Origin of the sequence: Streptomyces cyanogenus, from assembly GCF_017526105.1 — a bacterium.
In the GTDB taxonomy this organism is placed as follows: Bacteria; Actinomycetota; Actinomycetes; order Streptomycetales; family Streptomycetaceae; genus Streptomyces; species Streptomyces cyanogenus.
The window spans coordinates 1629709-1655527 of the sequence record NZ_CP071839.1; the positions used below are offsets into that span (position 1 = coordinate 1629709).

The window sequence follows — 25819 nt, forward strand, 5'->3', positions numbered from 1 at the left end:
CCCGCGTCAGCCCTCGGGCTCCAGCGCGGCCAGCCGCGCCACCGCCGCCTCGTCCAGGTCGGCCAGCGCCCGCAGCTGCTCGGGTGTCGTACCGTCCGGGATCGGCACCGGGGCGGGCGTGCGCAGCGGCGGCTGCCAGCCGTCCTCGGTGGTCCAGCGCCGTACGACCCGTGCGGGCGCGCCCGCCACCACCGCGTGGTCGGGCACGGTGCCCCGGACCACCGCGCCGGCCGCCACGACCACGTTCCGGCCGATCCGCGCGCCCGGCAGGATCACCGCGCCGGTGCCGATCCAGCAGCCCGGGCCGATCTCGACCGGCTCCATCCGCGGCCACTGCCTGCCGATGGGCTCGTGCGGGTCGTCGTAGGAGTGGTTGGTGGAGGTGACGTAGACGTACGGGCCGAAGTAGCAGTCTCTGCCGATGGTGACCGTCGTGTCCGCGATGACGTGGCTGCCGCGGCCGAGAACCACGCCGTCGCCGATGCGCAGGATCGGGTCCGGACCGAGGTCCAGGCCGGGCATCAGGCCGGCGGTGAGGGTGACCTGCTCGGCGATGATGCAGTGGGAGCCGAGCCGGATCCAGGGTTCGCCGAAGACGGTGCCGAGCGGGAAGGCCAGCCGGGTGGCCGCGCCGATCGCGCCGAAACGGAGGCCCGCCGGGTGCTCGGCCGTGACGGACCCGTTGCGCTGGACCCAGGACCAGGCAGCGTGTACGGCTCGTTGGGCCAGGCCCTGTCGCCACGATGAGAACGTGTTCTTGCGCTTCGGCACGGGCTCACGTTACTCACCGGTCGCCTCCGGCGCAGAGGGCGGGCTGCTGTGATCTTTGCCCCACCCGGTGTCGTACCGTGCCGGGTACGGCCGACACGAGGAGACGGTGATGACGCAGAAGGCGCTGATCGTGGGTATCGGGGGCAAGGAGCCGCGGCTCGACCCGGAGGCGTTCGTGGCGCCTACGGCGTCCGTGATCGGGGACGTCACGCTGCACGCGGGGGCCAGTGTCTGGTACGGGGCGGTCGTGCGCGGGGACGTCGAGAGGATCACCGTGGGCGCACAGGCCAATCTGCAGGACAACGTCACCCTGCACGCCGACCCCGGGTTTCCGGTCACCGTCGGGGAGCGGGTGTCCGTCGGGCACAACGCGGTGGTGCACGGGGCGACCGTCGAGGACGACTGCCTCATCGGGATGGGGGCGACCGTGCTGAACGGGGCGGTGATCGGCGCCGGGTCGCTGGTCGCGGCCCAGGCGCTGGTGCCGCAGGGGATGGTCGTACCGCCGGGGTCGTTGGTGGCGGGGGTGCCGGCGAAGGTGAAGAGGCCCCTGTCCGAGGAGGAGCGGGAAGGGGTGACCCTCAACGGCACGCTGTACGCCGAGCTGGCGAAGGCACATCGCGGGGTGCACGAGTAGGGCTCACCGGCGGGTGCGCGCTCGTCGGGGCCACCCGGCGGAGTCGGCTGCCGGTACGGCGCCGCTGGTGGGGCGCCGTCACTCCCCGGCGTTCACCGGTTCCGCTTCCCGCTGGTCCGGCTGGGCCTTCTTCGCCTTGCGCTTGAGGATCAGCATCGAGGCCACGCCGATCAGGACCGCGACCGCCAGGCCCACGTACGAGAAGCGCTTCAGCCAGTCCTCGGCGACGACGCCGACGTAGTAGATGACGGCCGTGGTGCCGCCGGCCCAGCAGATGCCGCCGAGGACGTTGGCGATCAGGAACTTCCAGTACGGCATGTGCAGGACGCCCGCCAGGGGCCCGGCGAAGATGCGCAGGAGGGCGACGAAGCGGCCGAAGAAGACCGCCCACATGCCCCACTTCTCGAAGGAGCGCTCGGCGGTGGCCACATGGCCCTCGCTGAAGTGGCGCGGGAACTTTCCGCCGAGCCAGGCCAGCAGCGGGCGTCCGCCCTTGCGGCCGATGGCGTAGCCGATGGAGTCGCCGATCACCGCACCGGCGGTCGCGCAGAGGCCGAGGACGACCGGGTTGACACCCGTGTGCTGGGAGGACATCAGCGCCGCGGAGACCAGGACGATCTCGCCCGGCAGCGGGATGCCCAGGCTCTCCAGACCGATCACCAGGGCCACCACGGCGTAGACGGAAGCCGCCGGTACCGAGTCGAGCCATTCCTGGACGTGCACCGCCGGTTCCTCCCCTGTCGCTGTCGTGCCCTGCGGCCTGCCGGGCCGCCGCGTGTAAAGCGCGCCCCAAGAAAGGCTACCTGGTCGGCGCCGAACACCCGCCGCGCACGCCTGCGGCCATCGCCTCACCAGCCGTGGCGGAGGTATCACTCCTTGCGTGCGACCAAGCGGTACGCGTTGGACAGGCCGAGGCGGTGGGACAGCGGTCGTACCGCGAATCGGTCGACGAGGGTGGCGGTGAGCAGCGCCGGGACGCCTGCCAGGAGGAGGGCGGTGCGTGCGGCCCGGCGAAGGAGGCCGGGGCGTGCCGGAAGCCAGGGCGCGTCCTCGCGCGGAGCGGTGTGGTCGAGCGCGAGCCAGACGGCGGCGAGCAGGTCGACCGGGTCGTGCGCCTCCGCGTGCTGTTCCGCCACCACCGTGAACCCGAGGCCGGCGAGCCGGCGGCGCAGGTTGGCGACCGGCATGAGGTGCAGGTGCTGCGGCTGGAGCCAGGGCAGCCACCAGCGGCCGAGGAGCCGGGCGTAGCGGCTCTCCGGATCCGGTACCTCGATCAGGAGGTGACCGCCGGGGCGTACGGCCACGTGGGCGGCGCGTAGTTCGCGGTCGGGGTCGGTGCTGTGCTCCAGGTAGTGGAACATGCTCACCACGTCGTAGCGGGCGGCGAGGTCGGGGGCCAGGTCGGGGAAGGCACCGCGGTAGGCGTGGTCCACCCGGCCCTCGCGGGCGGCCAGTTCGACGCCGTCGGTGAAGTCGAGGCCGTCGAAGACCGTGCCGGGCAGGACGGTGCGGGCGGTCGCGCAGAAGTGGCCGTGGCCGGTGCCGACGTCCAGCCAGGTCTTCGGCGCGGGATCGTGCGGCAGCATCGCCTCGGCGCGGCCCCGGTACATCGCCGTACGCCCGCCGAAGGTGCCGTTCATCCGCTGCTCGCCGAGGCCGTCGTAGAAGTCGCGGTAGTAGAACTCCAGGCCTTCCGCGGTCAGCGGGGGGTTCTGGAAGACGTGGCCGCAGTCGGCGCAGCGGTCCAGGGCGAACCGGCCGGGTTTGTGCTGGAGCAGGTCGGTGGTGCGCAGGCGGGGCGTGAGCCGGCCCGAGGCGCACCAGGGGCAGGTGGTGCGCCGGGGACCGAGGAAGCGGTCGGTGCCGGCGTCGAGGTCGGCCAGGTAGGCGGGCCGCAGCGCGGCGATACGCGCTGTCCTGTCACCGGACCGCTGCCGGCCGGCGCCGGCCTCCCGGGCATCACTGTCCCGGCCGCCGGTCTCTCGGCCGCCGGTCTCTCGGCCGCCGGCGTCTTCGGCGCCGGTCTCCCAGGCGCCGACGTGCCGGGCGCCCGTCTCTCGACCGCCCACGTGCCGGACGCGAGCCCTTCCGGCATCGATGTCACGGAAGTCGGCGTTTACGGCGTCGGTCTCCCGGCCGCCTAAGTCTCCGGCGGCGGGCTGTCGGTCGCCGAAGTCCCCGGCACCGGTCTCCCGGCCGCCGACGTCTCCGGCACCCGTCTCCCGGCCGCCGACGTCTCCGGCACCCGTCTCCCGGCCGCCGAAGTCCCCGGCACCCGTCTCCCGGCCGCCGAAGTCCCCGGCGGCGGGCTGTCGGTCGTCGGTGTCCCCGGCGGCGGGCTGTCGGTCGTCGGTGTCTCGGGGGTCGGTCATCGGCTCTCCGCTGCCAGTCGTTCGAGGTGGGCCACCGCGGTCGGTGCGCCGCCGGCCGCGCGGAACGCGGCGCTGATCCGGGCGGCGGCGGCCCGGTGGGCGGGGGTGTGCAGGACGGTGTCGAGGGCCTCGCCCAGCCGGACCGCGGTGACCCGGCCGAACCGGACTCGGACGCCCGCGCCGGAGTCCACGACCTGCCCCGCCACCACCGGCTGGTCGTCCCGGATGGGCGCGACGACCAGCGGGACCCCGTGCCACAGGGCCTCACAGACGGTGTTGTGGCCCGCGTGACAGACGACGGCGTCCATCCGTTCCAGCAACGGCAGCTGGGGCACGGACGGCAGGGTCAGGACGTCCTTGTCGTCCGGCGCGACGGGCAGCACGCCGCCCGGGTCGGCGACCACCGCCTGGATCCGGTCGGCGCGGTCCCGCAGCGCGTCCACGCACGCGGCGAGGAAGCGGCCGCCGGCGTCGGCGTTGGCCGTGCCGAGGCTCACCAGGACCTTGGCCCGGCCGTGGTCCAGCCGCTCCCAGGGGAAGTCCGGTCCGGTCGGGCGGCCGGCGAGCGAGGGGCCGACGTAGTGGATGTGCGGGGCCGACGGCGCCTGCGGACCGATGAGTTCGGGGGTGCTGAACACCAGCAGCAGGTGGGGCGAGGAGCGCGGGTCGGCGGTGCCGGCGGGGTCCCCGATGCGGGCGCGCAGCTCGGCCAGGCGCCGGCGGAGCCAGTCGGCGACCTTGGGCAGGCCGTCGTAGGCACCGCTGAACTCCGCGGACGTCGTCGCCGAGGTGGCCCAGGGCAGTCCGAGCCGCTCGGCCACCAGGGCGCCGGCGAAGGCCTGCTGGTCGGCGACGACCACGTCGGGACGGAACCCGGCGGCGGCCGCGCGGACCCCCGGTGCCATCGCGTCGGCGAGCGGCAGCAGGTACCACTCCCACAGGAACCGCAGCGCCTCCGCGCCCCGCAGGTCCGGCGGCCGTGCGGCGCCCGCCTCGCCCGGCACCGGTCCCGCGCACCCGAACACCACGGCGTCCGCACCCGCGAGCCGCCGCACCAGCGCCGGGTCGGCACACGCCCAGGCCACCCGGTGGCCGTGCGCGCCGAGCCGGGCGGCGACACCGACGGCGGGGTTGATGTGCCCGGTCAGCGGCGGTACGACGAAGAGGAACCCGCTCACCGGACGCCCGCCCCCGCCGAGACCAGGTCGAGGATGTGCGCGCCGACGGTGCCGGGCGCCTCGACCAGGACCGAGTGCTCGTGCCCGGGCAGCACGACCGCCCGGAAGTCCGTCAGCAGCCGCCGCTGCACCGGCACCAGCTCCGCCAGGTCCGAGGCGCCGCCGTACACCCCGAGGACCGGGCAGCGTACGGCCCTGATCTCGGTCTCGGTGAGCACCCGGCTGGCGGGGATGTCCCGGCCGAGGGTGGTCTCGCGGGCGAGCCGGGCCGCGCCCTTGGCGAGGCGGGCGGTGTTGTGGCCGCGGTGGGCGGTGATCCAGGCGATCGCGTCGGGCTCGTTGTGCGCGAGTTCGGTCACCACCCGGTGCAGGATGCCGCCGAGTTTCGCGGCCCAGGCGGCCGTCGCCGGCTCGGACTCGATCAGGGTCAGACTGGCCACGCGGCCGGGGTGGCGGGCCGCGTACCCGAAGGCGATGGTGCCGCCGTAGGAGTTGCCGACGAGGTGCACGGGCCCGGTGACGGCCAGCCGGCCGAGGAGCGCCTCCAGGTCGTCGATGTTGTGGTCGAGGGTGTAGCCGTGCGGAGGCCGCTCGCTGCGGCCGTGCCCGCGCAGGTCGTACATGACGACGTCCAGTCCGGCCGCCGCGAACGCGGGTGCCACGGTGAAGTAGTAGCTGGCCAGGCTGTCGGTGAGCAGTCCGTGCAGCAGGACGACGGTGGGGTGCGGGGTGCGGCCGTCCGTGGGACCGGTCCGCTGGACGTGCAGCCGGATGCCGCCGGCGTCGACCATCGCCACGGCTCAGCCCGCCCGGGTGGCGTTCAGGCTCCCCACCACGTACTCCACGAGCCGGCCGACGCTCAGCTCGATGATCTCGTCGAACTCCATGCCGGCCAGGAACTCGGCGAGGTTGACCCGCTGCCCGTACCGCTCCTCCAGCAGGCCGGCCAGGGTGACGAGGTCGATGCTCTCCAGTTCCAGGTCGCGGTTGAAGGTGGTGGACATGCCGATCGCCACGTCGTCGTCGCCGTACTCCGCCAGGACCGTACGGAGCATGCCGGTGACGTCGGCGAGCACGGTGTCGGCGGTGGGCTGCGCCGGGGCCGGCTGGGTGGGGTTCATCGGGGGTACTCCTCGGCTGCTGGGGCGGCGGGTGCGTCGGCTTGTGCGTCCGCTTGTGCGTCGGGGGGTCCGGCGTCCGGCCGGCCGGGTGGGCCGTCGTCGGCTCCGGGTCCGGCCGTCCAGGCCACCACGTAGGTGCGCCGGGGCAGGGCCGGCGGGTTGGCCGCCGGGGCGCAGTGCACGGTGTAGGCGCGTTCCAGGCGGCCGGAGACGAGGAGCCGACTGCCGTCCGGGGCGGTCTCCAGCACGGCGAAGTCCCGGGGGCGGCCGCCGAATCCGACGCCCTCGGCCTTGGCGACCGCCTCCTTGGCGGCCCAGAACCGGGTGAACCACACGGCCTGCGCGTCACCGCCGTCCGCGCACCGGGCGCGCAGGAGCCGCAGTTCGGCCGGGCCGAGCGCGGTGGTGAGGGTCGCCGGGTCGCGGTCGGCGACCTCCTCGATGTCGATACCGGGGCCGGGCTGCGGGCGGTACGGCCGTACGATCGCCACGGCGGCCTCGGCCCGGTGGGCGAGCGAGACGTCCAGCGGGGGCAGCTCGCGGCCGTGCACGCCGGTCACGTACGGGCGGCCGAGTTCGTCGTTGCCGACCCGCAGCTCCGCCGGGAAGACCGGCCCCTCGCCCTGCTGCCACAGCAGGTGCCGTACGGCGTCCTTGACCGCGATGCGGCCGAGCAGCCACTGCCGGCGCCCGCGCGGTGGGCGCTCGGCGTACTCGGCACGCTCCGCGCCGCCCAGCGAGTTCCGCATGATCAGCTCGCGGGAGGCGAGGTCCGGCCACCGCTCGTGCACCAGCGCCCAGCCGCCGGGCATGGCCGTGGAGAGGGTGTGGCGCTCGGGGAAGCGTTCGACGGGCCGGGTCGTGGGGTCGTTGTCGAAGCGGCGGTCCTGCCAGCCGGTCAGCCGGGCCCAGACCCGGCCGCCGACGGTCAGCTCCGCGTCCGCCTCCAGCACGGTGTCCGTGAGGGAGGTGATCCGCAGCAGGCAGTGCACCTCGGTGCCGGGTTCCGGGTGCGGTCCGTGGAACCGTGCCCGGCCCAGCTGCACCGGGAAGACGACGGTCCGCTCGGTGCGGGTCGCCATGATCCAGTAGCCGAGCAGCTGGCCCACGTTGTCGAGCAGGGCGCCGGGGGCCGCGGGCGTGGTGATCACTCCGCGGATGTGCCGCTCGCCGAGCGCGGTCAGCTCGGTCAGGCCCTGGAACCGCGGTCCGTGGAACATCCAGCGGTCGCGGTAGAGCTGGGCGGCGGTGTGGTCGGGGACGCGCTCGGGACCGGCCGGGAGGGCGCCGGGCGGGGGCGGTGCCGGGTGCTGCGGGGCGAGTTCGACCACGGCGCGGGCGGTGGGGCCGAGGGTGACGGTGACCCGGTCGTCCGGGCGGTCGGGGTCCGGTGCGACGGTGACCGGGACGTCGACGGGGGGTACGGCGGTGAGCCAGCGGTCGAACCGGGCACCGTGCACGGCGACGGCGCGCAGGCCGGGAGCCGCCGCCTCCGCCGCCTCCATCATGTGCCGCACGATCGTGGTCGCCGGAACGACCGGCCACCGGTCCTCCAGGTCCGGCCAGCCGGGGCGCTGCCGGAAGAAACAGTGGTCGAGGAGGTGGGGCATGGAGTGCGGGGAGATGTGGAGGGATGTGGTGGTGGCGGGGGATGTGGGGGCGCTGGTGGGGGCCGGGGTTGCGGGGGCGAGCGTGCCGGGGGTTGCCGGGGGCGTGGTGGCCGTGGGGGCGGTGGTGGTCGTCGAGGGCTTGGTGGCTGTGGGGGCGCCGGCCGGGCCTCCGGCGGGTGCGGAGGCGCTCGTCGCAGCCCGGGTTCCGGCGGGCACGGGCGCGCTGGTCGCCACCCGGGTTACGGCGGGCACGGGCGCGCTGGTCGCCACCCTGGTTCCGGCGGGCGCGGAGGCGCTCGTCGCAGCCCGGGTTCCCGCGGGCACAGAGGCGCTCGTCGCCGCCGGGGCTCCGGTGGGCACGGGCGCGCTGGTCGCAGCCCGGGGCCCGGCGGGTGTGGGTGGGCGGCTCGCGGGTCGGTGGCTCGCGGTGATCAGTTCCGCCGCGGTCGTGGCGGTGTCGCGCAGGAGGGCGGTGAGTTCCGCGGCGGCCGGGTGGTGGACGGCGAGGGCGTCGAGGGCGGGCGTGCCGGAGGGGGCGGGGCGCGCGGACTCGTCCGTTCGCGGCGTCGGGCGCAGCTGGGCGCGCAGGGCCTCGCGGGTCGGTCCGTCCAGGGAGACCAGGGCGCTGCCTAGGTCGAGGCGGACGGGCGGGCGGGTGACGGCCGGCCCGGCCGCCGGGGTCCGGGGCGGTGCGTACGGCGCCACGGACGCCCCGGCCGTCCACAACGCGGTGGCCACGCACCGGAGTTGGGCCAGACCGCTGTGGTGGGGCGAGTTGGCGGCGACGGCCAGGTGATCGCGGTCGCCGAGGGTGTCGCCGATCAGGGAGGGCAGCCGGCCGGGGCCGGTCTGCACGAAGACGCGGTGGCCGGCGGCGTACAGGGCCTCGGTCAGCTCGCGGAAGCGGACGGGTTCCAGCAGGTGCCGTACGAACAGTTCGCGGACCGCCGGCTCGTCCCGGGGGAAGGGTGCCGCGGTCGTCCCCGACCACACCGGCACGGTCGGCGGGTGGAGCCGGAAGCGGTCGGCGGCCTCCTTGATGGGCGCGAGGTACGGTTCGAGCATCGGCGTGTGGAAGCCGGACCGGAACGGCAGCACCTGGCAGAGCACGCCCTCGGCGCGCAGCGCCCGCGCGAGGTCCGCTACCGCCTGGCCGGGGCCGCAGACCATGGACTGGCGGGGCGCGTTGTCGTGGGAGAGCACGATCCCGGAGTCCGCCCAGGTGCCTGCGAGCGCGGCGCGGACGTGGTCCGCGGAGGTGCCGACGGCGGCGAAGGCGAGGCCGGGGACGGTGACCGCGTCGGGGTCGAACCCGGCCATGAACTGGTCCACTTGAGCCGCCGAGTAGATCCCGGCCGCTGCCATGGCCGTCCACTCGCCGACGCTGTGCCCGGCGACCGCGTCCGGTACGACGCCCATGCGGCGCAGGGCCTGGTCCAGCAGGCGGCCCACGCCCACGACACCGAAGCCGTGCCGGCCGATGTCGCCGACCCGGACGTCCGGGCCCGCGCCGGCGACCGGGGGGAGACCGAAGTGGGCGGCGATGTCGTCGGTGCGGGGCGTGAAGTCGGCCTCCAGGCCCGGGAAGACGAACACGACCTTGCCGCCGGCACGGCCGAGCAGCGGTCCCGGCCGGAACCACACGTCGCCGCGGCCGTGCCAGGCGCGGCCCTTGGCGACCGCGCGCCGTGCCAGGGCGAGCCGTTTGGCGGTCGGGTCCACGACGCCGAGCCGGACCGGACCGGCGTCGCCGTGCGTCCGTGCGGGATCGAGCCCGGCGTCGAGCACGGCCGCGTCTTCGGCACCGAGCAGCGCGGCGAGAGCGTCGAGGTCAGCGGCGGAGAGCAGGAGAACACGCTCGGGCTCGCCGACACGGGCCGGCTGCCGCCGGGCCGGGGTGAGAGGAGCCGGGTCGGCCCAGGGCGTGGGTGGTGTCGCGCCGATCGCGGTGACGGGCGCTGCACCGGCCTCGAGCGCAGGCGATTCACCGGCCCCCGCCGACAGCCTTGCACCGCCTCCGGCAACGGTCTGCGCACCCTCCCCGGCCACCGGCCCCGCGCCGCCCCCGGCCACCGGCCCTGCACCAAGCCCGGCCGCAGGTCTCACACCACCCCCGGCCGCAGGTCTCACACCACCCCCGGCCGCAGGCCCCGCGCCGCCACCGGCCGCGCGGGCCGCGTTCCTCCGCAACCGGCCGCCGCTCCCGCCCGGCACGGGCCCGTGGCGGCCGCCCGTCGCCTCCTCCAGCACGACATGCGCGTTGATCCCCCCGAAGCCGAACGCGTTCACCGCGGCCCGGCGGACCCGCTGGGAGGCGCCGGTCTCCCAGGGCCGGGCCCGCTCCAGGGTGTGGAAGCGGGTGGTGGCGAGGGCGGGGTGGGGGTCGTCGCAGTGGAGGGTGGGCAGGAGGGTGCGGTGGTGGAGGGCGAGCGCGGCCTTGACCAGGCCGGCCACTCCCGCCGCGGGCATGGTGTGGCCGATCATCGACTTCACCGAGCCGAGCACCGGCCGGCCCCCGTCCCCGGCTCCGCTCGTGCCCGGCCCGAACACCTCGGCGAGGGTGGTGAGTTCGGCGGTGTCCCCGGCCGGCGTGGCGGTGCCGTGCGCCTCCAGCAGGCCGATCGAGTCCGGTGCGGCGGGGTCGAGTCCGGCGGCCCGCCAGGCCTCGCGCACGGCGCGGGTCTGCCCGCCCGGGTCGGGGGTGACGAGCCCCGCCGTACGGCCGTCGCCGGCCACGCCCGTACCCCGGATCACGGCGTACACCCGGTCGCCGTCGCGTTCGGCGTCGACGAGCCGTTTCAGTACGACGACACCGGTGCCCTCGCCGATGAGGATGCCGTCGGCATCGCGGTGGAAGGGACGGATGCGTTCCGTCGGGGACAGGGCCCGCAGCTGGGAGAAGACGCTCCACAGGGTGATGTCGTGGCAGTGGTGCACTCCCCCGGCCAGCATCAGGTCGCAGCGGCCGCTGCTGAGCGCGGTGACCGCCTGGTCGACGGCGACCAGGGAGGAGGCGCAGGCCGCGTCGACGGTGTAGGCGGGGCCGCGCAGGTCGAGGCGGTTGGCGATGCGCGAGGCGGCGAGGTTGGGCACCAGCCCGATCGCGGCGTCGGGGCTGTCGGGGCCGAGCCGTTCGGTGAACGCGTCCCGGATCCGGTCGAGTTGGCCGGGTGCCAGGTCGGGCAGCAACTCACCGAGCGTACGCGTGAGTTGGTGGGCGGTGCGCACCCGCTGGTCGAGCCGGGCGAGGCCGGGGGTGAGATAGCCGCCACGGCCCAGGACGACCCCGATCCGGTGCCGGTCGGGCAGCCGTTCGGTGCCGCCGGCGTCGGCGAGCGCGGCGGCGGCCACGTCGAGGGCGATCAGCTGGTCGGGTTCGGTGCCGGCGACCGAGGCGGGCATGATGCCGTAGCGGGTGACCTCGACCTCGGGCGGGCCGGCCACGAATCCGCCGCGCCGGCAGTACACCCGGCCCGCGACGGCGGGTCCGGCGGCCGAGCCGGGATGGTAGTAGTCGGCGTCCCAGCGGTCGGCGGGGACGCCGGTGATGGCGTCGGTGCCGTCCCGCAGGTTGCGCCAGTAGGCGTCCAGGTCGCGGGCGCCGGGCAGCAGCACCGCCATCCCGACGACGGCGACGGGTGTCTGGGGTGGCGTCATGTCACCAGCCCGACGCGGTGTAGACGACGGCGCGGGCCGCCGGGTCGCCCCAGGCGAGTTCGCGGAGCAGGGCCGCGGTGCCCTCGTCCGGGTCGATCAGCGCGACCCCGCGCCGGGCATAGGCGCGGCCGAGTTCCGCGCCGACCATGCCGGGGTGGCCGGCGGCCGGCGCCCAGGGTCCCCAGTGGACGGTCAGGACCCGTCGGCCGGTACGGGCGGCCCAGTCGGCGCCGAGCGTCTCCAGGGCGTCGTTCGCGGCCGCGTAGTCGGCCTGCCCCCGGTTGCCGAGGACGGCGGCGATGCTGCCGAACAGCACGGTGAACGCCGGTGCGGCGGGCAGTTCGTCCAGCGCGGCGAACAGCGCGCCGGCCCCGGCCGTCTTCGTGCCGTAGACCCGCTGGAAGGACTCGGGGGTCTTCTCCGCGATCAGCCGGTCCTCGATCACGCCGGCGGCGAAGACGGCACCGTCGAGCCGGCCGTGTTCGGCGTGGATCTCCTTGACGGCCTGCAGGACGGCGTCCCGTTCGCGGAAGTCCACCGAACGGTAGCGGGCCGGGCTGCCGAGGGCGGTGAGTTCGGCGAGTGTGCTGCTGATCTCCCGCTGGGCGAGGATCAGTTCGGCGGCCCGGTTGATCTCGTCGGGCCTCGGGGCGCCGGGGCCCGCGGCGAGCGCCGCCCGCAGCTCGACGGTGGTGCGGGCCCCGGCGGTGTGCGGGGCCTCGGGTGCGGTCGGCGCGGGCGTGCGGCCGAGCAGCTCGATCCGGCACCGGCAGGCGGCGGCCAGGGTGGCCGCGAACCTCGCCGTGATGCCCCGGGCCCCGCCGGCCAGCAGGACCACGGAGTCCCGGTCGAGCCCGAGCGCGGCGGCCTCGGCGGCGCCGTCCCCGGCGGGTCCGGCGCCGGTGCTGCCGAGCGGTCCGAGCGGTGCGGGCACCAGGTCCAGCCCCCGGCGGTGTCCGGGGGCCGTGCGCAGTACGACGGGCGCCGGGTCGGGGGCGCGCAGCTCGGCGAGCACCGCGTCGGCCACGGCCGCCGGGCCGGTGTCGCCCACCGCGCATACCCGTGCCAGCAGGTCCGGATACTCGCGGCCGACGCTGCGGACGAGGCCGTCCAGTCCCGCCGACCGCAGCGCACCGGCGCCGTCGGCGGCGCGTACCGCCAGCAGCACGCGGGGCGCGCACGCCAGCGCCGCCCGGAGTACCGGGAAGGCGTCCGGCAGCACCGGGTGGTCCGGGCCGGGCAGCGCGCCCAGGTACAGGACGCCGTGGACCGGGCCGTCGGCGGCGCCGAGGAGGTGGTCGCGCTCGCGGAGCACGGTGTCGGCGCCGGACTCGGCGAGCCGCGCGGCGACCTCGGCCGCCGTGGCTTCGGCACCGCCGAGGAGGACGAACCGCCTGCCGGACAGGTCGGCGGCGGGGTCCGGGCCGGGCAGCGGGACCGGCCGCAGCTCGTAGCGCCGGGGGGCGACACCGACGGCCGTGTCCGGCTCCGTCGCGGCGTCCGGCTCCTGGCCGCCCCCGGTGGCCGCGCCCGTCCGTGCGGTCAGCCACGCCGTCACGGCCGCCGCTGTGCGCGCCTTGGCCAGTTCCTCCAGTTCGGTGTCGTCGAGGAGTTCCGCGCCGCCCGCGATGCCCAGGCGCCGGGCGAGTTCGCCCGCGATCTCGGCGCGCTTGATGGAGTCGATGCTGAGGTCGGCTTCCAGGTCCAGATCGGGTTCGATCATGTCGACGGGGTAGCCGGTGCGTTCGCTGATGATCTCCCGGACGACCCGTTCGACGTCGTCCGGCGGACCGGGCTCGCGGTCATCGGCCGGCTGCGCAGGGACGGGCGGCTGCCGCACGGTCTCCACCGGCCCCGGGGCCGGCGCGGGCGCCACCGGCACGACGGGCGCCGGTGCCGTGGCGCCGAAGTAGGTGAGCAGCACGTCCCGCTGGGCGGCGATCATCTCCCGGCTGGTGCGCAGGAATTCGGAGATCAGGGCGTCCCGGTCGACGGGGGCGCCGTTCGGCTGGTCGGTCGTCACGGTCGTCTCCAGGACGCGTCGGGCCGGCGCGAGGGCACCGGGCAGGAGGGCTCCGTCGGCCGTACGCACGAGGTGTCCGTCGACCGTCCAGCCGGGCCGCTTCGGCGCCGGGGTGCGCAGCGCGTCGACGGCGTCACGGCCCCGGAGGAGCCAGGCGGCGCGTACCGGCCGGCCGGCGACGGCGAGCCGGGCGAGGGCGTCGAGCCAGCCGGCCAGGCCGCTGTCGGGCCGGGGCTCGCAGGCGACCGTGCGGTGCGGGCGGTCGCCGAGGATCTGGCCGACGAGCCGGGTGAGGACCGTGCCCGGGCCCGCTTCGACGAAGATCCGCGCGCCTGCCTCGTACATCGCCTCGATCTGCGCGGCGAAGGCCACCGGGGCGCCGATCTGTGCGGCGAGTCCGGCGCGCACGGCGTCGGGGTCCGGCGGGTACGGGGTGGCGGTGCGGTTGGCCCAGACGGGGAACTCGGGGGCGCGGACCGGCTTGTCCGCGAGGACCTTGGCGAACCTCTCCCCCGCGGCGGCCACCAGCGGGCTGTGGAAGGCGCAGGCCACCGGGATGCGGCGGGCGCCGAGCCCGCCGGCACGCAGCGCCTGTACGGCGGTGTCGACATCCGGTGTCGGTCCGGAGATCACCGTCTGCTCGGGCGAGTTGAGGTTGGCGACGACGACCGACTCGGGTGCCCCGGCCGTGCGCAGGACGCGCACGACGGTGTCGGCGGGGGCGCCGACGGCGGCCATGGTGCCGGGCTCGTCGCCGGCCGCCGCCAGGATCGCCCCGGCCCGCTCGGCGCTCAGCTCCAGCAGGGTCTCCGGGTCGAGGGCGCCGGCCGCGGCGAGGGCGGCCAGTTCGCCGTAGCTGTGCCCGGCGGCGAGGTCGGGGTGGACGCCGGCCGAGGTGAGGAAGGCGTGGGCGGCGAGGCCGGTGATGCCGAGGGCGGGCTGTGCCGTCCGGGTGTCGGTGAGCGCGGCCCGCTGCCGGTCACGGGCGGTGTCGTCGAAGGCGGCCGGCGGGAAGATCCGGTCGGCGTGGGCGCGGCCGAGGTGCAGGTAGTGCCGCAGTTCGGGCAGGGCGATCAGCAGTTCGGCGAGCATGCCGGTGCGCTGGCTGCCCTGGCCGGGGAAGAGGAAGGCCACCTGGCCGGCGGCCGGATCCGCGAGGTGTGTCCCCGCGCCCGGGTGCGGCTCCCCGGACAGCACGCGCCGCAGGTGGGCGACCAGTTCCCCGGTGTCGCGGGCCACGAACGCCGCCTGGACGGGTTCGTGGGAGGTGTCGGCGCGGTGGGCCGCGGCGAGGGCCAGGTCGCGCAGCCGCCAGGGGCTGCCGTCGGCCTCGGCGGCCCGGAGGAGCTCCTCGGCGTCCCGGCGGACCGCCGCCGGGTCCCGGCCGCGGAGGAGGAACAGTTCGGCGGGCCAGGCGTCCAGGGCCTGCCGGGGCGGCGGTGCGTCCGCGTACGCCGCCACTACGGCGTGGAAGTTGGTGCCGCCGAAGCCGAACGCGCTGACCCCGGCGAGGCGTTCGGCGGGCGGTGCCGCCCAGGGCCGGGCGCGGGCGTGGAAGACGAACGGGCTGCCGGCCTCGTCCCAGGCCGGGTTGGGCCGCTCCAGGTGCAGGGTGGGCGGCTTGACGCCGGTGTACAGCGCCAGGGTGGCCTTGATCAGTCCGGCGAGTCCGGCGGCGCACTTGGTGTGCCCGATCTGCGACTTGACCGAGCCGAGCGCGCAGCCGCCGGTCGCGGCACCGGCCTCGGCGAACACCTCGCCGAGCACGGTGAGTTCGGTGCGGTCACCGACGACGGTCCCGGTGCCGTGCGCCTCCACCAGACCGACCGCGGCGGGCGGGACACCGGCGTTGCGATACGCCCGCTGCAGCGCGGCCCGCTGGCCTTCGGGGCGGGGTGCGGTCAGGCCGAGGGAGCGGCCGTCGCTGGCGGAGCCGAGGCCCTTGACGACGCCGTAGATACGGTCGCCGTCGCGTTCGGCGTCGGCGAGCCGCTTGAGGACCACGCAGGCCACGCCCTCGCCGAGGGCGATGCCGTCTGCGGAGGCGTCGAAGGCGCGCGAGCGGCCGGCCGGGGAGAGTGCGTGGACGGAGGAGAACAGGACGTAGTCGTTGATGCCGTTGTGCAGGTCGGCCCCGCCGCACAGGACGAGGCCGCTGGTGCCGCAGACGAGTTCCTTGCAGGCGACGTCCAGCGCGGCGAGGGAGGAGGCGCAGGCGGCGTCGACGGTGTAGTTGGCGCCGCCGAGGTCGAGGCGGTTGGCGATCCGACCGGAGATGACGTTGGCGAGCATGCCGGGGAAGGAGTCCTCGGTGAGGCGGGGCAGCTGTTCGTCGAGTCCGTCGGGGACCTTGCCGTAGTAGGACGGGAGGACGGCGCGCAGGGTGACGGCGTTGGACAGGTCGCTGCCGGCCTCGGCGCCGAAGACGACGGAGGTGCGGGAACGGTCGAAGTCCCGTCCGTCGTCGCCGTATCCGGCGTCGTCCAGTGCCCTGCGGGCCGCCTCCAGGGACAGCAGCTGCACGGGTTCGATGCTGCCGAGGGAGGCGGGCGGGATGCCGTAGCGCAGCGGGTCGAAGGGGACGGGTGGCAGGAAGCCGCCCCATGTGGATGCCGTGTGGCCGGCGGTGCGGTGCACGGCGGGGTCCCAGCGGTCGGGGGGGACCTCGGTGACGGCGTCGCGTCCGGTGACGATGTTCGCCCAGAAGGTGGCGAGGTCGGGGGCCTGCGGGAACATGCACGCCATGCCGACGATCGCGATGTCGAGCGGTGGGGGCGGCGGGGGTTCAGGGGTGGCGCGGGGGCCGGGGTGCGCGGCTCGGGCCTGCGCGGCGGGGACGTCATGGGTGACTTGGGCGTCATGGGTGACCCTGGTGACCCGGGTGTCGTCGGTGTCCTGGGCCGCCCGTGCGGCGAGGAACTCGGCCGCGCCGTCGGTCACCGCGTGGTGGAGGGCCGCCACGGTGGTGGGCGCCGAGCGCAGGACGGCGACCTGGCCCGCCATGAACAGCCCCTCGTTCAGCTGCCGTTCGTCGTCGACGTCCTGCAACGCGCCGTCGTCGGCGCGGGTCAGGCCCTTGCTGGCGAGGCGCAGCCGGCCGACGTTCAGCCGCTCCAGCCGTTCCCACACCTCGCGGTCGGGCAGGCCCTGTGCCCGTAACGCGGCCTCCCGGTCGCGGTAGTCACGGGTGAACGGGCTGGGCACGCAACGGGTGGCGTGCCCGGGCGCCGTCTCCAGCAGAGCGGTCCCGGTGGCGGCGAGGACCTGGCGCTGGAAGAGCGGCCGGACGGCGCCGTGGGTGACGGCCTCCGCGGTGAACAGGTAGGCGGTGCCCATGAGGACGCCGACGGCGGCGCCCCGGGCGGTGAGCGGGGCGGCCAGCGCGGCGACCATGGCCGCGGACCGCGCGTCGTGGACACCGCCCGCGAAGAACAGCTCCAGCCGCCGCGCCGCCTCCTCCCCGGACTGCGCCACGAAGTCCTCCAGGACGGCGAGCTGGGCCTCCCAGAGCGGGAAGGAGGCCCGGGGTCCGACGTGCCCGCCGCACTCGGAGCCCTCGAACACGAACCTGCGGGCGCCCGCGTCGAGGAACTGGCGCAGCAATCCCGGCGAAGGCACGTGCAGGAAGGTGCGGATCCCGGCCCGTTCCAGCGCCTCGGCCTGGGCGGGCCGGCCGCCCGCGATGATCGCGTGCGTGGGCCGCAGCTCCCGTACGGCGTCCAGCTGGGCGGTGCGGATGTCCTCGGGTGCGAAGCCGAGCACGCCGACGCCCCAGGGCCGGCCGTCGAGCACGGCCCGTGCCTCGGTGAGCAGGTCCCGGGTCCGGGCGCCGTCGGCCAGGGCGAGGGCGAGGAAGGGCAGCGCCCCTCCCTCGGCCACGGCGGCGGCGAATCCGGCCTGGTCGCTGACCCGTGTCATGGGCCCCTGCGCGACCGGCAGCCGGGTGCCCAGCGCTCGGCTCATGGCCGACCCCGGCCGCAGGGCCGTACCTGCCGGTGCCGCCCCGGCACCGATGACCTCGTGCATCGCCGCGGACAGTCCGCGCACGACCGCGCGCACGTCGCGCCACCTTTCGGCGAACCGGGCGGCGAGGAAGCCGTCCTGGCCCACCGGGAGCAGCCGGCCGCGCAACTCGCGGGCGCCCAGCAGGGAGGCGACCGCTTCGGGATCGCCGGCGGGCGGCTGTGGCGCGTCGGGGCCGCGGCGCCGCAGTACCCGGTGTCCGCCGAGCAGCACGGTCTCCGAGCCGTCCAGGGAGCGCAGCACCGCCCGGACCGCCTCGGGCAGTCCCGATTCGGGGAGCAGGGCCAGTTGGCTGTCCAGGACGACACCGGCCGCGCCGCCGGCCACGGCGGCCGCGGCCGTGCGGGGGCCGACGCCTCCACAGGCCCAGACGGGCAGGCCGGTCGACTCCTCGTCCGCCAGCAGCTGTTGCAGCAGGACGAAGGTGCTCAGCTCGCCGACCCGGCCGCCGCTCTCGCAGCCCCGGGCGATCAGTCCCCGGGCGCCCGCGCGGGCGGCCGCACGGGCCTGTCCGAGACCGGTGACCTCCGCCAACACGCGGGTCTCACCGGGCAGTTCAGCTGCCGTCCAGGGTGCGTCCGCGGTGAGGACCACCGTGTCGACCGGTTCGCCGAGGTCGGCGGGGGTGAGGGCGCAGCGCCCGGTCACCCGTATGCCGAAGGGGCCCGGCGCGGCCCGTCTCAGCCGGGACAGCTGCTCGCGGGACCTTCGGTCGCCGGCGGCCAGGTCCAGGACGCCGAGCGCACCGGCCGCGGTGGCGGCAGTGGCGAGAGCGGCGTCGGGTTCTCCGAAAGGGGTGAGGCACAGGATCAGGTCGTGGGCACGCACAGGGGAGGTCATGATGCTCCGGCACGATCGGCGGGGACAGCACGGTGGGGGGTATGCGCGGCGAGACACTCTGGTGCGGGGGCAACGGAAACTAGCGAGGCCCTACTCGCGGGTCAATAACGGCGCAGCCTTTCCGTGTACGGGGGCGCCGATTCGGCCAGCGCGCCGAATTCCCCGCAAGCAGCAGTAAATTCCGCGATTCCTTTTCACGGGCGCGGGCGCGGGCCCGTCCGGTCGGCCAGGCGACACCGGCACAAGCCCGGCAAACCGTTCGCCTGCGTCACGGCGCGCCCGTGCCGCGCCACGCGACCGTACGTCCGGCCGCCTTCTGCGAATTCCGGAAGAGGCCGGCCCGGTGGCTCGAACCGGGCCGACGCGAAACGGACAGCGGGCACGGGGGTGCCACAGGAGCGGGGGCGGCCCGTGCCGAGCACCCCCCTCCCGCGCAGGTCAGCCGAGCCCCGTCCGCACGACACCCGCCGCGGCACCGCCGCCGTGGGCGACCGGCTCGGTCAGCGTGCCGACGACCGGAACCACGAGCTCCTCCGCCTTCTGTACGGCCCGGGCCCCGGCGGCCGGTCGCTCCGCCCCGGCGGCGCGGATCCGGGCGACCCTCGGCGCGTCCCGCTGCCCGGCGATCCGCGGTGCCCCACGCTCCCTGTCGGCCCCCGGTTTCCCGCGCGTGGTGCCGCCGTCCTTCCGCTCGTGCCCGGGAGACCGCCCGGCCCCGCCCCTCGACGTCCCCGGCCGCCCGGAACCGGACCGGCCCTGTCCGACGCGCGCGTCCGGCACCGCGTCGGAACGCGGCCGTCGGCCGGCCGCCGCCGGCTCCAGCACCCACCGCTGCCGGGCCGACCCGTCGCGGTCCGCCACGCCGACCCGGGTGGCGGAACGGCCTGACGCGGCCGCGAGGGCCAGGCCGTGGTGCCAGCGCAGCAGGATCTCGCCGCGCACCGTGACGTCGTACGACACCTCCCCGGCGGGTACGAGGCAGCCGGCCAGCGCGACCCTCCTCGTGCCGGGGTCGGCGGCCAGGCACAGGCTGGGGTCGGCGGCGCTGCGCAGCAGGCCGTCGTCCTGGTACGACCACTGCTGCGAAGGGGCCGCCGTGCACGAGGCGAGGCGGACACCGGCGCCCGCCTCGACCCGGTCGCCGCGCACCTCCAGGCAGCGCCCGGAGGACAGGCCGCGCAGGGTGCCGTGGGCCAGGTCGGTGGATTCGCCGAAGGAGGCGGTGGCGGGCGAGGGGGCGGGGCGGGCACCCGCGCCGCTCGGCCGCGGGGTGCCGGCGGCGGGGGCGCCCCAGGTGACGCCGGGGCCGGGGACACCGTTGTCATCGGACCGGCCGTGGACCGCGAGGACGGTGGCGAGCAGGGCGACGCAGGTGAGTCCGACGCCGATGGCGACGGCCTTGCGGTGGCGGTACTCCCCTCCGGTGCGGTGCCGGCCGCCGGACGTCGGCGCCGTGTCCGGCGGCGCGTGCGGGGGCGGGGGCGGCCATTCCCCGGCGGCGCCGCGGCCGGGCCGGGAGTCGAGGTAGCGGCGGGCGCCCCAGCCGAGCACGGTCTCGGCGAGCAGGAGCGACAGGGCGCCGTCGAAGTGGCCGAGCTGTTCGGCGGCGTACCGGCAGTGGCGGCAGACCGTCAGATGCCGGCGCACCTCTGGCAGCAGGGTGCCGCCGCGGCGGATGGGAACGTCCAGGAGCCGGTTGTAGAAGCGGCATTCCCGGGTGGGTGCGAGTTCGCGGTGGGCGCGGACGCAACCGGCGCGGAATTGTTCGCGCGCCCGCTCCAGGGCGGTCGTGGCGTCGGCCGGGTCCATACCCAGCAGACCGGCGGGTATGTTTATGGGTTCGGCTTCGACCTCGGTGTGCCAGAGAAGGCATTGCGCGGCGCCGGGAAGGGCCTGGAATGCGCGGGCTGCGAGTTGCCTGCTTTCCGGCGGGCCGGGCTTTGCGGCGCGCAGTCCGCGACCGCCGGTGGTTTTGCGCAATTCCGTCAGAGCGATGCAGGCGACGTCGTCCGTGGCCCAGGCGCGGACGACCTCCCGGACGGCGACGAGCAGATGGGGGCGCAGGGCGCCGCCGGTCACGGCGCTCGGCATGCGGCCCAGCACGTGCTGGAAGGCCGCGGTGGCCACCAGCTGGGCGGTCGGCCCGGCGGCGGCCAGGCAGACCACGGCGTAGTCGCGGGTGGCCCGCCAGTGCCGGGCGAGCAGCAGCGCGACCGCGTGGTGGCGGCCCTCCTCCGGGCCGGTCAGCCGGGCGACGAGAACGCGGTCGGGCTCCCCGGCCGGGGCGGGCAGGGGCGGGTGTGGGGGGTGGGGGGACTGCACGGAACCGTTTCCTTTCCAGCCGCAGGGCCGCATGCGCAAAGCGGTCCTGTCGGAAAGCAGTGCCTGATAGGTGCATACAAGGGCCGGCCTCGACGTCGGCGTCTGCCTTCGCCCTCCCGCGGGGAGGCTCACCTTTGCACACGCGGCTGACAGGAAACAAGGAGCGGGAATGCCCCCAGTGGCAAAGTCGGTGAATTACCCAATGGTTACCGGCGGTATCCCTCCGGGTTGAGCGGAACAGTGCTCAACTTCCGTACCGCAAAAGCCGGATGGCTCACGCCGGCCGGCGACCGGCATGGGACACCCGGACCACCACGGTGGGCAGCGCGGCCGCCAGGCAGACGGCACTGGGACGCCGCGCAAGCCCCTCGTCTCGTTGCGCTTCTCGCTCAGGTGTTTCCGGTCGCGCCCCTGACCGGAACCGGCAGGCTCAGACCGGTCCGCGCCGAGCCGACGGTCGTGGCGCCGAGACGTGTCGGCCGGAGCAGCCCGCCGCATCGGGCTGCTCCGGCCGGGACGGTGACCGTGGTCCGGCGGGTCACTTCCCCTGGTCGGTCGGCCGGAGCGTCCACAGGACGCTCATCTCGCCGGTGACGGCGCCGTCCGCACGCCGGATCTCGATGGACACGGGGAACTCGGGCCGCTGTCCCGCGTCCAGTTCGGCGACGACCTCGGCGGCCGGGCGGCCCAGCGTGGCGGTCGCGGTGACGGCCCCCATCGCCAGCTTCCTGTAGGCGATCTCGGCCCGCACCGCGAGCGGTACGGCACGCGAGAGCTGGTCCCCGAAGGCGGCCAGCACGATGGCGCCGCTGGCCGACTCCCCGAGGGTGAACATCGCACCGGCGTGCGGGCCGCCCACGTGGTTGTGGTACGCGCCCTGGTCCGGCAGGGACACCACGGCCTTGTCGGGCGTGGTCTCCAGGAACTGGAGGTTCAGCGTCCGGGCCATGGGCACGGTGGCGGCGAGCATCTCGCCGATCGACATCTGGTCTGCGCTCATGGCCGCCATGTTACTCACGAGTAGCGAGGCCTGGCCAGAGAAGCACACTAGGGTTACGGGCCATGTGGCCAGATCAGCAGCCGCCAGGGGGCGCGCAGAACCCGCAGCACGACCAGCAGAACCCGTACCAGCAGCCGGGCTATCAGCAGCCGAACCCGTACCAGCAGCCCGGATACCAGCAGTACCCGCAGGCCGGCTCGTACGGACAGCAGGCGCAGGCCGGCCCTTACGGACAGCAGCAGTGGGGGCAGCCCCCGACAGTGCCGGTGCCCGAGCCCCCGCAGGGCGGCGGCGGCCGTACCAAGCTGATCGCGATCATCGCGGCCACGGCCGTCGTGGTCACCGCCGCCGTGACCGGCTATCTGGTGCTGGGCGGAACGAAGGACGACGAGGCGGACAACGGCAAGGGCGGACAGAGCACGAGTCCGTCGCCGACCGGCTCCTCGCCCGCCTCGCCCACCTCGACCACGACCGACAACCCGCGTTCCGGCGAGTCGGAGAAGCCGACGGTCCCCGGCTGGAAGGTCGTGGTGAACCCCAAGCACGGCACGGCCTTCGACGTACCCGCCGACTGGGAGGTGGAGAAGCCCGGCGTCTTCTCCTTCTTCGAGGACGAGGTGAAGGGCGACGGCTCGGCGTACATCGGCTTCTCCGGCCCCGCGTTCCTGAAGCCGGAGTACTGCACCTCCGACAAGAGCGGCTACAAGGAGTCGCACGCGCTCGCGGGCAGCGGCACGAAGGGCGAGAACGGGGCCAAGGACACCGCGAGCACCGCCCGCGGCGACTCGGCCGCCTTCGCGTTCGGCGGGTACACCGACCAGTCCAAGGCAGCCAGGAAGTACCTGCGGATCGGCAAGGCCAGGCCCTTCACGACGGCGTCGGGCGTCAAGGGCAGCGTCGCGACGTCGTACGTCGTCGGCGTGCCGAAGAAGAACAAGTGCGACACCGACGGCAAGGCCGTCACGTTCGCCTTCAAGAACTCCAAGGGCAACTTCGTCTCCTGGACGCTCTACGGCGCCAAGGGCGTCAAGGACGAACTGCCCGACGCGACCATCGACAAGATCCTGACCACGGTACGCCTGCACGGCGACCCGATCGCGGACTGACCGGCCCCGGGACCGCCGCGCGGGCGGTCGTCGTCCGCCCGGCGGCGTCAGCCGATGCCGAACGCCCCGTCGGGGGGCTCGGGCGAGGGCACCGCTCCGGTGTCCTCGACCGGGCGGGCCGAGCCGATGAACTCCTCTACCGCCGGCCCGTGTTCGACCCGCGCCGGAAAGGCGTCCGCCGCGGCGCGGCGGGCGACCGCGGCGACGTCCAGCGGTCGGTGCGAGGCCACGACCACCGCGTTGCCGAACCGCCGACCGCGCAGCACCGCCGGCTCGGCGATCAGCGCCGTCTCCTCGAACACGGCGGCCAGGTTGGCCAGTTGGGAGCGGAGGAAGCCGAACGGCGCCGCGTCCGCGAGGTTCGCCGCATAGACCCCGCCGGGCCGCAGCACCCGCTCGGCCTGGCGGACGTACGGCAGCGTGGTCAGATGCGCCGGCACCCGGGACCCCCCGAACACGTCGGCGACCAGCACGTCGGCGTGGTCGTCCGGCGCCTCCTCCAGCCAGGCCCGGGCATCCGCCGCGTGCAGGGCGACGCCCGAGCCCGCCGGCAGCGGCAACTGCTCGGTGACCAGTTCCAGCAGCCCCCGGTCGGCCTCGACCACGTCCTGCCGGGACCCGGGCCGGGTGGCGGCCACGTAGCGGGGCAGCGTCAGCGCGCCCCCGCCGAGGTGCACCACGTCCAGCGGCACCCCCTGGGCGGAGACGGCGTCCAGCACGAACCCCAGCCGCCGCGCGTACTCGAACTCCAGATACGCCGGGTCGTCGAGATCGACGTACGACTGCGGCGCCCCGTCGACGGTGAGCAGCCAGGCCCGCTCCCGATCGACGTCGGGCATCAGCTTGGCGGTGCCGTGGTCGGTGGTGCGGGAAACGGGTATCTGCTCGGTCACCTGTTCATTGTGACGCGCGCACGCGGCGCGGGGGACCGCGCGGCCGGCCGGGACGGCCCCGCGGTCCCCCACACACCTCGGCCTCACTCCACCGTGGTCACGGTCCCCGCTCCCACGGTGCGCCCGCCCTCACGGACGGCGAACCCGAGCCCCGGCTCCAACGGCACCTCCCGCCCCAGCTCGACGGTCATCTCCACCGTCTCCCCGGGCCGGGCGACCGCCCGCTCGCCGAGGTCCACGTCCCCGACGACGTCCGCCGTCCTGATGTAGAACTGCGGCCGGTAGCCGGTGGAGACCGGCGTCGTACGACCCCCTTCGCGCCCGGACAGCACGTACACCCGCGCCGTGAAGCGGCGGCTCGGCACCACGCTCCCCGGTGCCGCGACCACGTGCCCGCGCCGTACGGCGTCCCGGGGCACGCCCCGCAGCAGCAGCGCCACGTTGTCCCCGGCCTGCGCCTCCTCCATCGGCTTGCCGAAGGTCTCCAGGCCGGTCACGACCGTCTGGACGTCCGCGCCGAGCACGTCGACCCGGTCGCCCACCCGGACCGCCCCTCTCTCGACGGCACCGGTCACGACGGTCCCCCGCCCGGTGATGGTGAGCACGTTCTCGACGGGCAGCAGGAACGACGCGTCGAGATACCGCTCCGGCATGGGCACGTAGGTGTCCACCGCGTCGAGCAGCGCCTCCACGGACGCCGTCCAGCGCGGGTCGCCCTCCAGGGCCCTCAGTCCGGAGACGCGTACGACGGGGACGGCGTCGCCCGGGTAGCCCTGGGCGGTGAGCAGGTCGCGGACCTCCAGCTCGACCAGGTCGGTCAGCTCCTCGTCCCCGGCGTCGGCCTTGTTCAGCGCGACCACGATGTGGTCGACGCCCACCTGCCGGGCGAGCAGCACGTGTTCGGCGGTCTGCGGCATGATCCCGTCGAGCGCCGAGACGACGAGGACGGCCCCGTCGAGCTGGGCGGCGCCGGTGACCATGTTCTTGACGTAGTCGGCGTGGCCCGGCATGTCGACGTGGGCGTAGTGCCGGGTGTCGGTCTCGTACTCGACGTGGGCGATGTTGATGGTGATGCCGCGGGCGGCCTCCTCCGGGGCCCGGTCGATGCGGTCGAACGGCACGAAGGTGCCGGTGCCGCGCTCGGCGAGGACCTTGGTGATGGCGGCGGTCAGGGTCGTCTTGCCGTGGTCGACGTGACCCATGGTGCCGATGTTCAGGTGCGGCTTGGTGCGCACGTAGGCCGTTTTGGACATGGCTGTACCTCGAAGCCTCTCAGCCGTGACGGAAGAACGCGGGACCCCGGGGACTCGCCGACCCTCCCCCTGCGGGGTCCGCCGGACGATCCGGAGAGGGTCAGCTTCGGGCGCCGTCGGCAGCGGCCACGAGGATCAGGACGGCAGCCTTCGGCGCATCCGCGACGGCGGATGCTGCGAGGAGGAAGGCGTACCGGAACATGTGGTCGATCATCGCCGACGGTCCGTCCGGCGTCGAATGGTTTTCGCGGCGGGGTGAGTTCGGGCTCACGGCGCTCACCCGGGATCGTCGGTTAGGGTCGCCGGATGCTCGATGCCGACCGCTCTGGCACCGCCACGGCCTCTCCCCGGGCCGCCGCCACCCTGCTGTCCCCCTACGCCCGGCTGTCGCTGCTGCTCGCGCTGCTCGCGGGCGCCGCCGTCTGCGTGCTGCTGTTCGAGCCGCAGCGGCTGCTGACGCACGGCGTGCCGCCGCAGCTCGGCGGGGCCGCGGCGGCCGCCGTGTTCGCGGCGGCGTACGGGCTGTGCACGGTGGCGTTCGTACCGCGCCCCTTGCTGAACCTGGCCGCGGGCGCGCTGTTCGGCGCCCAGCTGGGGCTGGCGACGGCGCTCGCGGGCACGGTGCTCGGGGCCGGGATGGCGTTCGGCCTGGGCCGGACGCTCGGGCAGGGCGCGTTGCGCCCGCTGCTGCGGGGCCGCTGGCTGAAGGCGGCCGACGGGCAGCTCAGCCGGCACGGGTTCCGGTCCATGCTGGCCGTCCGGCTCTTCCCCGGCGTGCCGTTCTCGGCGGCGAACTACTGCGCGGCCGTCTCCCGCATGGGCTGGCTGCCGTTCCTGCTGGCGACGGGGCTGGGGTCGATCCCGAACACGGCCGCCTACGCGGTCGCCGGCGCCCGCGCCTCGGCGCCGGCCTCCCCCGCCTTCCTGATCGCGATGGCCTGCATCGCCGTACCGGCGCTTGCGGGCACGGTGCTGGCCTGGCGCAAGCGCCACCGGCTGCGCGGCCGGTGAAG

The 25819-nt window shown here is 75.4% G+C and carries 16 protein-coding genes; 3 read left to right on the top strand and 13 right to left on the bottom strand.

The genetic code is table 11. The features are described 5' to 3' along the window. Positions 1-6: 6 nt before the first annotated feature. Positions 7-771 carry an acyltransferase gene (locus S1361_RS07240; protein ID WP_208031016.1) on the bottom strand — a complete coding sequence of 255 codons (765 nt, stop codon included), beginning with the start codon at positions 769-771 and terminating at the stop codon, positions 7-9. 109 nt (positions 772-880) lie between these two features. On the opposite strand from S1361_RS07240, the gene S1361_RS07245 reads away from it, so the two are divergent. Beyond that, the gene (locus tag S1361_RS07245) at positions 881-1408 is read left to right on the top strand and encodes a gamma carbonic anhydrase family protein (RefSeq protein ID WP_208031017.1); all 528 of its coding nucleotides are present in this window, start codon (positions 881-883) and stop codon (positions 1406-1408) included. Positions 1409-1486: 78 nt separating this feature from the next. Here the strand turns inward: S1361_RS07245 and S1361_RS07250 are convergent, their stop codons facing one another. From S1361_RS07250 to S1361_RS07290, 9 genes are all read right to left on the bottom strand, one after another. Next, on the bottom strand, positions 1487-2131 hold the full coding sequence (locus S1361_RS07250) for a DedA family protein (protein WP_208031018.1): 645 nt from the start codon (positions 2129-2131) through the stop codon (positions 1487-1489). Between the two features lie 146 nt (positions 2132-2277). Then, positions 2278-3315: a class I SAM-dependent methyltransferase gene (locus S1361_RS07255; RefSeq protein ID WP_208036509.1), complete on the bottom strand. Its 1038-nt coding sequence runs from the start codon at positions 3313-3315 to the stop codon at positions 2278-2280. A gap of 461 nt (positions 3316-3776) precedes the next feature. Continuing rightward, positions 3777-4958 carry a glycosyltransferase gene (locus S1361_RS07260; protein ID WP_208031019.1) on the bottom strand — a complete coding sequence of 394 codons (1182 nt, stop codon included), beginning with the start codon at positions 4956-4958 and terminating at the stop codon, positions 3777-3779. Further along, positions 4955-5749, bottom strand: a complete 795-nt coding sequence (locus S1361_RS07265) for an alpha/beta fold hydrolase (protein WP_425087985.1) — start codon at positions 5747-5749, stop codon at positions 4955-4957. Before S1361_RS07265 ends, S1361_RS07260 begins: the two co-directional genes overlap by 4 nt. 9 nt (positions 5750-5758) lie before the next feature. Beyond that, complete coding sequence (locus S1361_RS07270; protein ID WP_208031021.1) at positions 5759-6079, bottom strand: acyl carrier protein; 321 nt, start codon at positions 6077-6079, stop codon at positions 5759-5761. Then, a complete protein-coding gene (locus S1361_RS07275) occupies positions 6076-11346 on the bottom strand; it encodes a type I polyketide synthase (protein ID WP_208031022.1) in 5271 nt (1756 codons plus the stop codon). The genes S1361_RS07270 and S1361_RS07275 overlap by 4 nt, the downstream gene beginning before the upstream one ends. Before the next feature lies 1 nt (position 11347). Continuing rightward, entirely contained in the window at positions 11348-18232 is a 6885-nt protein-coding gene (locus tag S1361_RS07280) for a type I polyketide synthase (protein WP_208031023.1), read from the bottom strand. A gap of 438 nt (positions 18233-18670) precedes the next feature. Next, complete coding sequence (locus tag S1361_RS07285) at positions 18671-20554, bottom strand: RICIN domain-containing protein (protein ID WP_243769112.1); 1884 nt, start codon at positions 20552-20554, stop codon at positions 18671-18673. 538 nt (positions 20555-21092) lie between these two features. Next, positions 21093-21563 (bottom strand): DUF4442 domain-containing protein, encoded by a 471-nt coding sequence (locus tag S1361_RS07290; RefSeq protein WP_243769113.1) that lies wholly within the window; start codon positions 21561-21563, stop codon positions 21093-21095. Between the two features lie 53 nt (positions 21564-21616). Between S1361_RS07290 and S1361_RS07295 the strand changes: the two genes are divergently transcribed. Next, positions 21617-22660, top strand: a complete 1044-nt coding sequence (locus S1361_RS07295) for a DUF8017 domain-containing protein (protein WP_208031025.1) — start codon at positions 21617-21619, stop codon at positions 22658-22660. A 47-nt stretch (positions 22661-22707) separates the two neighbouring features. Here the strand turns inward: S1361_RS07295 and S1361_RS07300 are convergent, their stop codons facing one another. The 3 genes from S1361_RS07300 to S1361_RS07310 form a co-directional block, all read right to left on the bottom strand. Further along, positions 22708-23553, bottom strand: a complete 846-nt coding sequence (locus tag S1361_RS07300; RefSeq protein ID WP_208031026.1) for a spermidine synthase — start codon at positions 23551-23553, stop codon at positions 22708-22710. An 83-nt stretch (positions 23554-23636) separates the two neighbouring features. Next, positions 23637-24806: an elongation factor Tu gene (gene tuf / locus S1361_RS07305; protein WP_208031027.1), complete on the bottom strand. Its 1170-nt coding sequence runs from the start codon at positions 24804-24806 to the stop codon at positions 23637-23639. Positions 24807-24906: 100 nt separating this feature from the next. Continuing rightward, positions 24907-25086 (bottom strand): hypothetical protein, encoded by a 180-nt coding sequence (locus S1361_RS07310; protein WP_208036972.1) that lies wholly within the window; start codon positions 25084-25086, stop codon positions 24907-24909. A 26-nt stretch (positions 25087-25112) separates the two neighbouring features. Between S1361_RS07310 and S1361_RS07315 the strand changes: the two genes are divergently transcribed. Beyond that, a complete protein-coding gene (locus S1361_RS07315) occupies positions 25113-25817 on the top strand; it encodes a TVP38/TMEM64 family protein (RefSeq protein ID WP_208031028.1) in 705 nt (234 codons plus the stop codon). Positions 25818-25819 lie beyond the last annotated feature (2 nt).

Coding starts and splice junctions, on each gene's coding strand:
- S1361_RS07245 (WP_208031017.1), top strand. CDS start 881: ATGACGCAGAAGGCGCTGATCGTGGGTATCGGGGGCAAGGAGCCGCGG.
- S1361_RS07265 (WP_425087985.1), bottom strand. CDS start 5,749: ATGGTCGACGCCGGCGGCATCCGGCTGCACGTCCAGCGGACCGGTCCC.
- S1361_RS07270 (WP_208031021.1), bottom strand. CDS start 6,079: ATGAACCCCACCCAGCCGGCCCCGGCGCAGCCCACCGCCGACACCGTG.
- S1361_RS07275 (WP_208031022.1), bottom strand. CDS start 11,346: ATGACGCCACCCCAGACACCCGTCGCCGTCGTCGGGATGGCGGTGCTG.
- S1361_RS07280 (WP_208031023.1), bottom strand. CDS start 18,232: ATGACCTCCCCTGTGCGTGCCCACGACCTGATCCTGTGCCTCACCCCT.
- S1361_RS07290 (WP_243769113.1), bottom strand. CDS start 21,563: ATGGCGGCCATGAGCGCAGACCAGATGTCGATCGGCGAGATGCTCGCC.
- S1361_RS07295 (WP_208031025.1), top strand. CDS start 21,617: ATGTGGCCAGATCAGCAGCCGCCAGGGGGCGCGCAGAACCCGCAGCAC.
- tuf (WP_208031027.1), bottom strand. CDS start 24,806: ATGTCCAAAACGGCCTACGTGCGCACCAAGCCGCACCTGAACATCGGC.
- S1361_RS07315 (WP_208031028.1), top strand. CDS start 25,113: ATGCTCGATGCCGACCGCTCTGGCACCGCCACGGCCTCTCCCCGGGCC.